Origin of the sequence: Vibrio sp. OPT20, from assembly GCF_963889365.1 — a bacterium.
GTDB classification, from domain to species: Bacteria; Pseudomonadota; Gammaproteobacteria; order Enterobacterales; family Vibrionaceae; genus Vibrio; species Vibrio splendidus.
Window position 1 is genome coordinate 1 of record NZ_CAWPOA010000038.1, and the last position, 13,953, is coordinate 13,953.

Annotated in this window: 12 protein-coding genes; 1 reads left to right on the top strand and 11 read right to left on the bottom strand. The window is 37.8% G+C overall.

Features of this window, described 5'->3' with window-relative positions; all coding sequences use genetic code 11:
• Positions 1 to 517: 517 nt before the first annotated feature.
• On the bottom strand, positions 518 to 2,050 hold the full coding sequence (gene gpmM / locus AACR09_RS08440; protein ID WP_193834737.1) for a 2,3-bisphosphoglycerate-independent phosphoglycerate mutase: 1,533 nt from the start codon (positions 2,048 to 2,050) through the stop codon (positions 518 to 520).
• 311 nt (positions 2,051 to 2,361) lie between these two features.
• On the opposite strand from gpmM, the gene AACR09_RS08445 reads away from it, so the two are divergent.
• A complete protein-coding gene (locus AACR09_RS08445) occupies positions 2,362 to 3,348 on the top strand; it encodes a sugar transferase (protein WP_193834739.1) in 987 nt (328 codons plus the stop codon).
• A 56-nt stretch (positions 3,349 to 3,404) separates the two neighbouring features.
• Here AACR09_RS08445 and AACR09_RS08450 read toward each other — a convergent pair whose 3' ends face one another.
• The 10 genes from AACR09_RS08450 to AACR09_RS08490 all read right to left on the bottom strand — a co-directional run bounded on the left by AACR09_RS08450 (position 3,405) and on the right by AACR09_RS08490 (position 13,949).
• Positions 3,405 to 4,160, bottom strand: coding sequence for a glycosyltransferase family 2 protein (locus tag AACR09_RS08450; protein WP_193834741.1), 756 nt, complete (start codon positions 4,158 to 4,160; stop codon positions 3,405 to 3,407).
• A gap of 114 nt (positions 4,161 to 4,274) precedes the next feature.
• On the bottom strand, positions 4,275 to 5,711 hold the full coding sequence (locus AACR09_RS08455; protein ID WP_193834743.1) for a phosphomannomutase: 1,437 nt from the start codon (positions 5,709 to 5,711) through the stop codon (positions 4,275 to 4,277).
• Position 5,712: 1 nt separating this feature from the next.
• The gene (locus AACR09_RS08460) at positions 5,713 to 7,122 is read right to left on the bottom strand and encodes a mannose-1-phosphate guanylyltransferase/mannose-6-phosphate isomerase (protein ID WP_193834745.1); all 1,410 of its coding nucleotides are present in this window, start codon (positions 7,120 to 7,122) and stop codon (positions 5,713 to 5,715) included.
• Positions 7,123 to 7,173: 51 nt separating this feature from the next.
• Entirely contained in the window at positions 7,174 to 7,635 is a 462-nt protein-coding gene (locus AACR09_RS08465; RefSeq protein WP_193834747.1) for a GDP-mannose mannosyl hydrolase, read from the bottom strand.
• A 75-nt stretch (positions 7,636 to 7,710) separates the two neighbouring features.
• Positions 7,711 to 8,682: a GDP-L-fucose synthase gene (fcl, locus tag AACR09_RS08470; protein WP_193834749.1), complete on the bottom strand. Its 972-nt coding sequence runs from the start codon at positions 8,680 to 8,682 to the stop codon at positions 7,711 to 7,713.
• A gap of 5 nt (positions 8,683 to 8,687) precedes the next feature.
• On the bottom strand, positions 8,688 to 9,791 hold the full coding sequence (gene gmd / locus AACR09_RS08475; RefSeq protein WP_193834751.1) for a GDP-mannose 4,6-dehydratase: 1,104 nt from the start codon (positions 9,789 to 9,791) through the stop codon (positions 8,688 to 8,690).
• Positions 9,792 to 9,818: 27 nt separating this feature from the next.
• The gene (locus AACR09_RS08480) at positions 9,819 to 10,526 is read right to left on the bottom strand and encodes a glycosyltransferase family 2 protein (RefSeq protein WP_193834753.1); all 708 of its coding nucleotides are present in this window, start codon (positions 10,524 to 10,526) and stop codon (positions 9,819 to 9,821) included.
• A complete protein-coding gene (locus AACR09_RS24625) occupies positions 10,523 to 11,611 on the bottom strand; it encodes an EpsG family protein (protein ID WP_193834755.1) in 1,089 nt (362 codons plus the stop codon). Before AACR09_RS24625 ends, AACR09_RS08480 begins: the two co-directional genes overlap by 4 nt.
• A gap of 2 nt (positions 11,612 to 11,613) precedes the next feature.
• A complete protein-coding gene (locus AACR09_RS08485; protein WP_193834757.1) occupies positions 11,614 to 12,804 on the bottom strand; it encodes a glycosyltransferase in 1,191 nt (396 codons plus the stop codon).
• Positions 12,801 to 13,949: a glycosyltransferase gene (locus tag AACR09_RS08490; protein ID WP_193834759.1), complete on the bottom strand. Its 1,149-nt coding sequence runs from the start codon at positions 13,947 to 13,949 to the stop codon at positions 12,801 to 12,803. The genes AACR09_RS08485 and AACR09_RS08490 overlap by 4 nt, the downstream gene beginning before the upstream one ends.
• Positions 13,950 to 13,953 lie beyond the last annotated feature (4 nt).

Consider the following 13,953-nt stretch of genomic DNA (forward strand, 5'->3'; position numbering starts at 1 on the left):
TCATGACACTCAATGCTCTGTATTAAGTGTCTACTTTTATGGGGTCACATCAAAAGCATATGAGATAGATACGAGTAAATGAGTTGCGAGATACGAAAAGCAAAGAAGGAATTCTCTTTCTGTTTGTGGCTTTATCGCTTTTCGCTACTAGTATCCCGTATCTGCCCCTTATCGTTACGTCATTCCCTACAGCGAGGCACGAGCGTGATAGGGAATCTCTCTTTATGTTGAACACCGAATATGACAAGTAATACTCTGCATGAGATTCCAGATATTTCGTTCCTCAATTCTGGAATGACAGTCTAGAGCAGATGAGAGTAACGAGATTCGAGATGCGAAAATATATAACAGCTCTCATTCTGTTAGTGACCCGCTTACTCGCATCATGCACCAGCCCTTAAGCTCTTCGATACTCGCTTACTCGTATCTCGTATCTCGCATCTATAAAAAAGCCCGCACTTTGAAGTGCGGGCTTTCAAAATCGTTAAAGCTCAACGTGAACCGCTGAGCCAAACAATTACTTAACGATCACATCACCTGACATCTCAGCCGGGATTGCGATACCAGACAGAGAAAGCATCGTTGGTGCTAAGTCAGACAGCTTACCGCCTTCTTTGAACTCAACGTCTTTACTGCCCACGTAGATAAGTGGAACAGGTAGGTTCGTGTGCGCAGTGTGGATACCGCCCGTTTCTGGGTTTACCATCATTTCCGCGTTACCGTGGTCAGCAGTGATAAGCAGTTGGCCATCGGCTTCTTTGATTGCTTCAACCACTTTGCCCAGACATTCGTCTAGCGACTCTACCGCTTTAACCGCTGCATCGTAAACGCCAGTGTGGCCAACCATGTCACAGTTAGGGAAGTTACACACGATAGCGTCGTATTTGCCGCCTTTGATTGCAGCAACAAGCTTTTCAGTTAGCTCTGGTGCGCTCATTTCTGGCTGTAGGTCGTACGTTGCTACTTTTGGAGAAGCAACAAGCTGACGTTCTTCGCCTTCAAACTCGTCTTCTTTGCCGCCGTTGAAGAAGAACGTCACGTGCGCGTATTTCTCTGTTTCAGAGATACGTAGCTGCGTTTTGCCTTCTTTCGATAGCCATTCACCGTAGGTGTTCTCTAAAGAAGCCGGTGGGAATGCACAAAGAAGTGGGATGTCTGCTGCGTATTGAGTCAGCATCACGAAATCGATCGCTGGGAATACGTTACGCTCAAAACCGTCGAAGTTAGGCACGAACGCACGTGTGATTTCACGAGCACGGTCGGCACGGTAGTTCATGAAGATAACCGCATCGCCATCTACGATAGCTGCTGATTCTTCGCCTTCCGCTTTGATTTCAGTCGCTTTTACAAACTCATCGTTTTCATCACGTGCGTAAGCTGCTTCTAGGCCAGCAACAGCGGTGTCGAATGTGAATTCACCTTTCGCTTCGGTAAGAAGGTCATAAGATTCTTGAACGCGATCCCAGTTGTTATCACGGTCCATTGCGTAGTAACGACCAATAAGCGAAGCCACACGGCCTTTACCCAGTTTAGCGAATAGATCTTGGAAACGCGCTAATGTGTTTTCTGCGCTACGAGGCGGCGTATCACGACCGTCTAGGAATGCGTGTAGGTAGATTTTCTCTGCGCCACGCTCTGCTGCCATTTCAACAGCCGCGTAGATGTGATCTTCATGAGAGTGAACGCCACCTGGAGACATAAGACCCATGATGTGAACCGCTTTGTCTGCTTTAACCGCTTTATCAACAGCATTCACTAGCGCTTCAGTTTGAGCGAATTCGCCGTCTGCGATTGACTTAGTAATGCGCGTTAAATCTTGGTATACCACGCGACCCGCACCAATGTTGGTGTGACCCACTTCAGAGTTACCCATTTGGCCATCAGGTAGGCCTACATCTAAGCCAGAAGCCGAGATTAGCGTGTTAGGTTGGTTAGCAATAAGACCGTCTAATACAGGTGTATTAGCGTTCGCGATAGCGTTGTCTTGGTTGTCTTCACGGTAACCGTAACCGTCAAGGATCACTAGAGCCATTGGCTTCTTAGCTGACATAGGACTGACCTCGTTCAATTCAAAATAAATCGGTATAAAAACAAATTAGCGTAATTTTACTACAGTTTACAGTCAAAACTGTAGTGGAAGATCAAGAAAGGGCTCAGGTAGGCGGGTCGGATGTAAAAAAACGTCACCTAATCTCCATATCTCAATAATCAATCGGTACTGAGAAACCGAAAATTTCTGATTAACTCATATATGAACCTAGAGTAACTTAGAAATAAGAGAGTTTCTTAAAATGCCAAAATCGCCTATAATACGAACGCAAACCGTTTGGCTTATGTAATATATTTATAAATGGCGTCGTAATGAAAACTTTAGTTGCTAATAGAGAAAATCAACATTTAAGTACATCCAAGAATATAATTAATCCTGAATGTAATTCCACTTGCAGTGAAAGTAAGGAAATCCTTCACATCTATTGCCCCGAAAGCTGTGTTGAAAACATCCAATTAGTAGTGTCAAAACATGATATAAAGTGTGATATTAACAATTATTCAATTAGGGACTTCAAAGGGCACACCTTATGCCACTTTCAAAGCTCAGAGCTATCAAAAGAACACAAAGCATTTTTGATTGGCGCAACAGAACTGGGGGCCAGGGTAGAACCACTTGTCAGCTACTTTGACAAAAAGTTAGGTTACACTGAGACTGAACTATTGCACAGTGGTTACTTCTTACACCAAAAAGCCTTTTCTATTCTTTCAAATAAAAGGCATGTAAATGAAAAACGTTTCATCGATCTAACGTTCGTTTTCATGATTGGCTTAATAGCGATCCCTATAGGCCTGATAACAGCAATCCTTATCAAGCTTGAGTCGCCAGGTCCAGTTTTCTTCAAGCAAAAAAGAACAGGGCAATATAACCAAGAGTTCGAGGTTATCAAATTTCGTTCAATGCGCAATGATGCCGAAAAAAACGGAGCCCAATGGGCAACTAAGAATGATGCTCGCGTTACGAAAGTCGGCAACTTCATTCGCAGAACACGTATTGATGAGTTGCCCCAGCTAATAAATGTATACAAGGGTGAGATGTCAATGGTAGGTCCCCGTCCAGAACGAGAAGTTTTTATTGAAAATTTAGAAAAAGAAATTCCATACTACCGCTTCCGTCACGCAGTAAAACCAGGAGTAACAGGGCTAGCACAAGTAAGGTATCCATACGGAGCCTCGCTTGATGATGCGATCTGGAAGCATAAATATGATATTTACTACATAAAACACCAAAACTGGCGTATGGAATTGAAGATCCTATTCTTAACTGTTAAAACCGTTCTTTTGGGAATGGGTCGATAGTGTAATTTTAATTAGACTCTAAAACGGGTCTAATTTTAACTAGATGCCAAGACTAATTATCGGTTTATGTATTTCCTAAATAATTTTTTCGGTATCAAAGATAATGGGGCTTTTTTTCCATTTAATTTCCATGATGAGAGCACCTCTTTGTTCCCCAAATAAACACTTTTCAAGCCACTAGTACTTTCCCCTCCAAGGCGCATAGCTACTACTTCATGATCTACCGTCGAATAAACAAAATCATGAACATACATTGCTCGAAACAAGAAATCGTAATCTGATGCTATTTTGAAATCAATATTGTACAAGCCAATCTCATCATAAACTGTTTTTCTAACAAAAGTTGAAGGGTGTGGAGGCTGAGCTCCTTTCTTCCATGCTTTTTTCTTTTTAAAACAAGGGGCTGAATACAGCCTTTTCTTCTTAAAAACATTGAAATCATCAAAGTAATAAATATTACCTGAGATAATATCTGACTTTGTTTTTTCAAACTCAGAAAATATCCGACTCAAAACCCACTCGTCAACATAAAGATCATCGGAATTAATAATAGCAACATATTTACCGGTAGCTTTTTCTATACCTTTATTCATCGCATCATAAAGGCCTTTATCTTTCTCTGAGACAAAACTAAACCTAGGATCTTTAATTTCATTAAGTATATTTACAGTTTTATCGATAGAGCAACCATCAATAACAATATATTCTAAATTCACATCCTTCTGACTAAGAACGCTATTAATCGTATCCCTTATTGTATTTTCAGCATTGTATGATACAGTTACAACACTAAAGTCTATTTCATCCAACATAAAACCTAACTTAATACTGTTTAAAAATAACACCCAATAATTGTAACATTTTTTATGGGTAAAATCCTCTTATAACCTATTTTAAAAATAAAACATACTCATCAAGAGTGTTATCTATATTTGATTGTTCAAACCAATAAAATGAATTCTATCTAAAACCGTAGTTACTAACCGTTGAGCAATCAACAATGTATCAGCTTCTGCATAACAACGTAATTCAGGCGCATTACCTGATGCTCGTAAATGCACGATGCAACTATCTGAAAGTATTAAACGTAAGCCATCCGTCCCATCTACCTGCTCAAGGGTAACATTGAATAAGTTAAGTTGATGAAGAAACTCTTGAGGCGCCTTCTTGCCTTGCTTTAAAACAGCGACGCTTTTTTCTGTCGCAAAATTCTGAATACGATCACTATGTGTAAAACGCTTGGGAAGTACATCGACTAACGTCGATATCCCATGGTTTCCCGCAGAAAAAAGAAGCATTAAAGCTGGCAATACGGCATCACGAGTTGGTAGTGCTTTTAGCTCCTTGCCATTAACAACAACATCACTCCCCAACAAAAATCCACCGTTCGCTTCAAAACCAGCAACAGAAGAATACGTTGTATTTAGGGTATCAAATTCAGCGATCACATAAGGTGAGCCAATCTTAGTTTTAGATACGTGCTTAAATTGCATTGATTTTTCAATCATCGTATTACAGCTAACTGGAATAGCTAACGCTTCAATATTCATTGCTTCAGCGCATAATAAACCCAAGATATCACCTCGAAGCCATTCACCTTTTTCATCAGCAACAAGCGGACGGTCACCATCACCATCGGTAGAAAAAATACAGTCAAAACCATACTCTGCAGACCATTGGCGTGCTTTTTCTTTATCTGGCTCAGCAACCGCTTCTGTATCAATAGGCACAAATTCATCACTACGTTCAAGAGCTATCACTTCGGCACCTAATGCCTCAAACAGTGGCGCGTATAAATCACGACCAGCACTTGAGTGCTCATAAATACCAATGCGTTTACCTGCCAACATTTGGCTATCAAATAATGATGTGTAGCGCTCAATGTATTTCGTTCCGGCAGCAGTATTCACCTCTAACTCTGGCAAATCTGAAATTGATTCAAACTCAGCCGCTGCATTTAAAATAGCTTGCTCGTCAGCTTTTGTGATTTCACCATCTGGTCGATAAAATTTAAGGCCATTACGGTCAAATGGAATATGACTACCTGTCACCATAATACAAGGAACAGTATCTTGCATTGAAACATAAGCTAACGCTGGTGTAGGCACTACACCATAATAAACAACATCAAGGGATAGTTGTTGTACTGCTGTTGCACACGCTTGCGCCATTGCAGGGCTACTAGGACGATTATCAATGGCAATAGCAACTTGCTTGAACTCAAATTGATTTTGAATTGATGAGATAAATGCATGAGCAAAAGCGGCACACGCATTTGGTGTAAATTGATCAACAAGACCACGAGCACCACTGGTACCAAACTGAATACCTGACTCTTTAATAACGGTTGAACTCACTAACATACTAATACCCTACTCCATAATCTTCCAAACGAACGACATCATCTTCCTGCAAATAAGACCCTGAGCGCACCTCAATTAACTCTAATTGTACTTTCCCGGGGTTTTCAATACTATGAGCGGTCCCAATAGGTATAAAGGTTGATTCATTTTCACCTAAAAGATACGTTTTATCTCCATTCGTTACCTTAGCCGTTCCTGATACGACAACCCAATGCTCTGCTCGGTGGTAGTGCAACTGAGTAGCAGTACGCTCACCCGGTTTAACTGATAAATGTTTCACTTGAAAACGCTCTCCCTCAGCAATCTCATCATGAGAGCCCCATGGACGATACACTTCACGATGCTGCTGACATTCCGAACGCTTAAGTCCTTTCAACTGATTTACAACAGACTTAACATCCTGAACATTATTTTTATCTGCAACCAATACCGCATCTTTTGTCTCAACAACAACAAGGTTGCTAACCCCAACAGTGGAAACCAAACGATTTTGGGAATAAATATAACTGTTTGTTGTTTGTTCCGTTAATACATCACCACGAGTGGCATTGCCATTATCATCTTTAGCATTAACTTCCCAAAGCGCACTGAACGAGCCTACATCACTCCAATCTGCGTCCATTGGAACAACTACCGCATCTTGTGTTTTTTCCATTACAGCATAATCCACTGAATCGTCAGGACACGCAGCAAAACTGGCTTCATCTAAACGAATAAAATCCAAATCACCACGAGAGCCTGATATCGCTTTTTGACAAGCCGTGAATATATCAGGACGATGCAGGTTTAACTCTTCAAGATAACGTGATGCTTTAAATAAAAACATCCCACTATTCCATAAGTAATCACCTGATAATAAATAAGACTGTGCCGTTTCTAAATTTGGCTTTTCAACGAATTGTGAAACTCCAAACGCACCGCTTGTGATCAACTCGTCGCCTTTTTTAATATAACCGTATCCAGTCTCAGGTGCTGTTGGCACAATACCAAACGTAACTAACTTTCCACTTTCTGCTTGAGGCATTGCTTGCTTGACTGCATCAATAAATGCAGACTGATTTTGAATAACGTGGTCAGCAGCTAAAACCAATAAAATAGGGTCTTCGTTTTTGTTCATAGCATGTAGGGCAGCAAGTGCAATAGCGGGTGCCGTATTACGACCAACCGGCTCTAAAACAATACCACTATGTGTTAACTCTTTTTGGCGCAATTGCTCTGCAACAATAAATCGATGTTCTTCATTACAAATAAAAAAAGGAGCTTCATGCTCAATACCATCAAGTCGATTAACCGTTTCTTGAAGCATCGTACTTGAACTGGTTAAAGACAGAAATTGCTTTGGATAAAGAGTGCGAGATAAGGGCCATAGACGGCTACCTGAGCCTCCAGCCATGATTACAGGTAATAGCATAGTTTGACTACTTATTTTATTTGAAAGAGTGGGAATAGATAAAATCAGTATTTATTCGTTTGGTTGGAAATACCATTTGGTATGAAGGTGCACTTCATTACTATTTATTAAAGACTCTGAAGAGAGCCATTGATACTGATTATGCTGATCATTTATTGGTAACTTTAACTGCTCAGCGTCAACGATTAATTTATAAGCAATTGCAACGTAATGTGTATTCACATCCGTCCCAAAAACATAATCATTATAAAGATGAGTAAAAGGCCCTATTAATTGAGCTTGGTCAATTGAAAATTCAACCCCTAACTCACTTAATGTTAAACGTCGAAAAGCAACCTCTAATGTTTCATTTTTTTGAATTCGACCACCAGGAACAAACCAATAACCCTGCGCAGGCTTATTCAAGCGTTTACCTAATAAAACTTCATGTTTAGCATTCACAACAGCCAAGTCAATAGACACAAGAGGAGTACTTGAAATAACTTTTGAAAACGTATTTTGATCAAGAAACATATTTCGGCCCTTAAGAAAAAGAGCTTTAAATTAAAGCTCTTTTTATCACAGATAATATACACAACTGTGAAAACATTATTTTCTAAATGTATTCTGATTCGCTAAAAACCACTGATAAGTCTCTTTCAATCCATCTTCAAGTGATATTGAAGTCACCCATCCAAGCTTTTCTAAACGAGATACATCCATTAATTTACGTGGCGTACCATCTGGTTTTGAGGTATCAAAAACAATGTCACCTTGGTAACCAACGACCTTAGCAACCGTCTCAACCAATTCACGAATAGTACAATCAATACCAGTACCTACATTAATATGACTTAACATTGGTTGAGTATTTTCTTGATAAATATCGTCATCTAAATTCATAACATGAATGCTAGCAGCAGCCATATCATCAACATGAAGAAATTCACGCATTGGTTTACCCGTTCCCCAAGCAATAACTTGTGTTTGCTCAGCTAATTTAGCTTCATGAAAACGACGGATCAAAGCCGGAATAACATGTGAATTTTCAGGGTGGAAATTGTCATTTTCACCATAAAGATTCGTCGGCATTACTGAGCGGTAATTACGCCCATATTGACGATTATAGGATTCACACATTTTAATGCCAGCTATCTTAGCAATGGCATAAGGTTCGTTCGTTTCCTCAAGTATACCAGTTAGCAAAGCACTTTCGACCATAGGCTGTTCTGCAAACTTAGGATAAATACAAGAAGATCCTAAAAAGAGTAAATCTTGAACATCATGGCTATGCGCAGCATGAATAATATTATTTTGAATCGTCAGATTCTGATAAATAAATTCAGCAGGGTAAGTATTATTTGCAACAATCCCCCCCACTTTCGCTGCCGATAAATACACTTGATCTATGTTATTTTCAGAAAAAAACTGATTTACAGCTTGAGTATCCAATAAATCAAGCTCATTACGCTCACGTGTAATAAGCTCAACATTGGGTAAGTGAGATAACTGACGTACGATTGCAGAGCCAACCATTCCCTTATGACCAGCAATAAAAATACGTTTAACTACATTCGACATATCAATTAACTCTCTATAGAAATAGCCACATCAAAACCATGCTCTTTTAATAATGCATGCTGTTTCGCCTTAGAGATGTCTGATTGCACCATTTCCTGGCACATTTCTTCAACAGTAATTTCAGGAACCCAACCTAACTTTTCTTTCGCTTTCGTAGGATCGCCAAGAAGGGTCTCTACTTCGGCAGGGCGGAAGAATTTTGGATTAACACGGACAATAACATCACCAACTTTTACGCTTGGTGCTTTATCTGTATCAACCTCAGTGACGGAAGCAACTTCATCAACACCAACACCAGTAAACTCTAGTGTAATCCCAGCCTCAAGAGCAGACATGCGAACGAACTCACGTACAGAAATTTGCTTACCTGTAGCGATAACAAAGTCATCTGCGATTTCTTGCTGAAGCATCATCCACTGCATACGAACGTAATCTTTTGCATGACCCCAATCACGTAACGCGTCCATATTACCAAGATGCAAACAAGCTTCTAAACCTTGAGAAATATTAGCAATCGTTCGTGTAATTTTACGCGTTACAAACGTTTCGCCACGACGTGGTGATTCGTGGTTAAACAAAATGCCATTACATGCATACATACCGTAAGATTCACGATAATTAACCGTGATCCAATATGCATACATTTTTGCAACAGCATAAGGGGAGCGAGGATGAAAAGGAGTAGTTTCACGCTGAGGGATTTCACGCACTTCACCATATAATTCAGAAGTAGAAGCTTGGTAAAACCTTGTCTTCTTCTCTAAACCATTAATACGGATCGCTTCGAGTAGACGCATAGTTCCCATACCATCAACATCAGCTACATATTCTGGAGACTCAAATGACACAGCAACATGGGACATGGCACCAAGGTTATAGATTTCATCTGGTTGAATTTCTTTTACAAGACGAAGAAGATTTGAGGAGTCTGTTAAATCACCGTAATGAAGGTGAATATTAGTTGAATTAGCAATAGTACTATCAATACGTTCTGTGTTGAAAGAAGATGCTCGACGAATAATACCGTGAACTTCGTAACCCTTTTCAATCAACAATTCAGCTAAATAAGAGCCATCTTGGCCTGTGATACCTGTGATTAGTGCTTTCATCTAAAACCTCGAGCTTGAAATATTATATTATCTAAAAAAAGAAATGGTGACATGAAATAAACTATATGAACGAATACTAATTTTCTTTAATAATGAATTCCCTTCGTCCTCTCCTCCTAACGAAGTGTTCCCCCCATGTCGCCGATATAATAATAAAGGCTTATTAAGCAATTTTACTTTAAAATATGCTTCAGCGATCAATGTCAACCAAGAATCATGTGTAACATAGTTTCGATTGCCAGGAAAGGGAAGAGCCTTCTCTAGCACTTCTCTCCTAAAGGCCATACAACACCCCAGATAATTAATCTTATAAAAATTATTAAGAAATCCTTGTTTAGCTTTTCTGTCTTGAAAAATAGAAGGAGATAAAAGGTTGAGTTTTGAATCAACAACTTCAGCATCATGTACAACAAAGTCATATTTTTGCATTTGATTCATAACTATTTTTATTTTGCAATCATGCCATACATCGTCTTGATCTGAGAGGAAAATAAACTCTCCTTTAGCTAATTCTAGTGCACTCTGAAAGTTGTTAGTATAACCAGGTGGCCGGTGATTTTGAACTATACGCACTCTCTCGTCACGTAACGAGCGAATCAGACTCACAGTATTATCTGATGAACGGTCATCAGATATAATAACCTCATCACAAGGACCTAGCTGGCTTAATATAGAGTTTAACTGAGGGATAATAAATTCCCCTCCGTTATAAGTCGCAATACATACACTAATCAATGTAAACTATTCCTGTATTTATACTTGTCATCATAATAAACTATATCATTATCTTCCAAAAAAATAAATTTATAACCCCTCCAAAAATACTCATCAGACTTATTAGAGACTATACTCCCGAAAGACAAAGCATTATAAGCAATAATCATGGAAAAAACTAAGATCATAATGTACTGATTTGAAACAACACATATATGACGAAGAATTAGATACAAACCATAAATATGAAAAGGAAAAAAGTATAGCTCGAACCTACCTAAAATAGGTACGTAAATCTTGAGAATAGAAATCAACTGTCCAACGAGAAAAAGGGTATAAAAATAGTTATTATACCGTCTAAATAATGCTAACCCCATAATAAAAACAAAAACTTTTGTTAAAAAACCAATCGACATATTCTTAGAACCTAGGTTCAAGTAGTAAGAGTAATGGCTCAACCCCATAAATGTGACGATTTCTTCAGTAAAAGTTACCCCCAAGGTCAAAGCAGAAAAAACAATTATCAGTCGAGATAACCCTACATTCCTGACGAAATACAAAGGGAAAAACAACAAGAGAGCATTGTGAAAAAGTCCACCTAGGAATACAAACAAAAAAAACTTCTTGTTACTCCCATTAAACAAGTTAATAGCAGAAAATATAAAGAACGCGATTGCGATCTGTTGCCTGACATAAATCAAAGAGGACCAATAGGCATCATAAGAAAACAAAAATATTGAGAAAAATATAAACTTATAATCAGACCTAACGACACCCATAAACTTATATATAGAGAACAAAAAAAATGTATCTGCAATAAATATTAAAGTATGGAAAGGAAAACCAAAATAATCAATAACTAGGTTGAGCGATAAAAACAAGGGCTCCAGAAAATACAAGGGAGGAATATCACCAGAGGATATGTCTTTAAATATAAAGTAATAATTAGAATAATCACCACCCAAGTTATACCTAGCCGAGGTTAAAAACCATAGAAGTAGAAAAGCCAATTTTTCGAAGAAAGAGTTCTTAAAAAAATTACTTAGTGAAAATACAACACTGGGTATCAAAGCAACTAAATAATACGAGTAATGTGCAAATTCCATAATTATATCGTTTGGTAAAGTGAGTTATATAGTTTTGACACATTTTTAAATGAAAACTCGTTGACTGCCAGTTTTCTTATTTCATCGGAGTTAAACATCTCTCGTTTTTCTAACAAAGAGTAGTCAAAGGAAGAACTAGAGTTAACAACAGCACCAAGAAACGGCTTTCCTTTCATAAAATAACAAGCACCACCTACATTTGAATTAGTCAAAACGGGAATTCCTGCAGCCCAGTATTCAACAGTTTTAACTCCAAACCGAGTAGAACTATCTAGATGTCGGGACATCACTTGGATACCACAATCACAGATCTGGAGATATTTCGGTACATCCGAATATTTTAAACTCAATAACGTGAAGTTATCCACCCCCTGATTTTTCAAATAATTTGATATCGTTAAGTGGTTACTGCCAGTTAGTAGCAAAAAATGAGCGTTAGATATAGAGGAGTTAATGCCTTTAAAATACTCTGAATATATTGATATATCATTCCAAAAACCCAATTCTAGGCTACCACAATAACCAACGATAAACTTCTCTTCTATACCCAGCAATTTTTTCAGATTCAAATCACTACAATGGCTTTCACTCTCAAAATCAAAGCCGATAGGAATGTAATATATTGACTCTAGACTATAATTCTCTTTTAGTGATGTTGCCATAGGCTGACTAACTGCGACCGTTGCTTCAGAATTTCGGATATTTATCTCTTCAATAATTTTCCACTTATTATAAATAGGTGAAAACTCATTCCAATTTCCGGATGAGACATTCTCTTCTGGAAACATACTTCGCATATCAAAAATCAACTTAAATTTCTTTTTTAATTTTGTCATTATAGATGTGATAAAGTAACCTCGACAATGGACCACATCATATCTATTCATAGAAAACAAAGACATTACAAATGTTGTAAATAAAGTATTTATCTCTAATAACACTTCATTTTTAAAGAAATATCGACCGGGAAGAGCAAATGGTATAGATACCAAATTAACACCCACCTTAGAAAGTCTATTTTTCAGTTTCCTAATTTTAGCAAAATCTCTTATAAATATCACAGGCTGCCAAATAGCATATAATGTGATATTAAGTTTATTTGATACCGAAAGCTCTGACAATAAATTGAAAACTTGCGTGTTTAATAGGCCAGAATCTGGTGTTTCATTGTGAATTATATAAGCAATTTTCATTTCTCTTCCAAAATTGAAGAATATACATTAATTAATTTAGAATAAACAGCATCCTCTGAAAAATTTTCTTTCACATGTCTGCGTATATTTTCGGGTGAGTAATAACTGTAGTTTTCATATAAAGATAACATTGAAGAAGACAAAGACTCACGATTTTTTTCACAAAGAATACCGAGGTTTTCGGAGGTTATTATACTTTCAGGACCTCCACATTTCGTAGCAATGCAAGGCAAACCGCATGACATAGCTTCAATGATAACGACCCCAAAAGTTTCGAATTCACTTGACAACACAAAAGCATCACTATTTCTCAAAATATCAATTACTTCATTCTTGGTAGCGCTTCCTTTAATAGTGACCTGAGATTCAAGGTTTAAATCTTTGACTAAAGAACACAAGTTCTTATATTCAGATCCCCCCCCTACAATATTCAACTTAACTCGATTGTTGTCAGCAAAAGCTAGGGCAAAAGCTCTGACAAGCTCTAACTGATTTTTTTTCTTATGAAAATAAGCAATGTTTGTAAAAACAAAAGAATCGCAACTAGATTTGTTTTTTAACTTAAAAACTTCAGTATCTACAATGTTAGGAATATACTGAAAGGGAAGATTATAAGAGCCTTCAAGTAATTTTGAAAACTCGTTACTAACAGCAATAGCAACCGAAGAGTCATAAAATACTTTTTGAGCCATATTTTTTTGAGAAATATTTAAAGCTCCCCTAGCAAATCCAGTGTAATGTTCTGTTACTACAAATGGAATTCCATATTCATTTTTAATCCACCGCGCAAGCTCACCATTCAAAAAAGAGTGTAAGTGGATAATATCAGGCCAACCGTGTTTCAATACATATTTTTTAAACCACTTCTTAAAGACCCAAAGCTTATACCCCTCTTTGACAGAGTGAATTTTGGGCACTTCAAGGTATTGATGTTTAAATGTTGGTATTATTTCACTTTCGTCAAAACCTTTAAAAAAAGACAGTTTTTTATGTTCAAATATCGTCTTTATATTTATGGGCTGTATTGCAATAACACCAACTACATTCCCTTTCCTTTGCAATAACTCTGCCTGTTGTTTAAAAAAGCTACCCAATGCAGGTTTATAAAAATTAGGATACCAGGAAGGAAGAACGAGAATATGCATAATT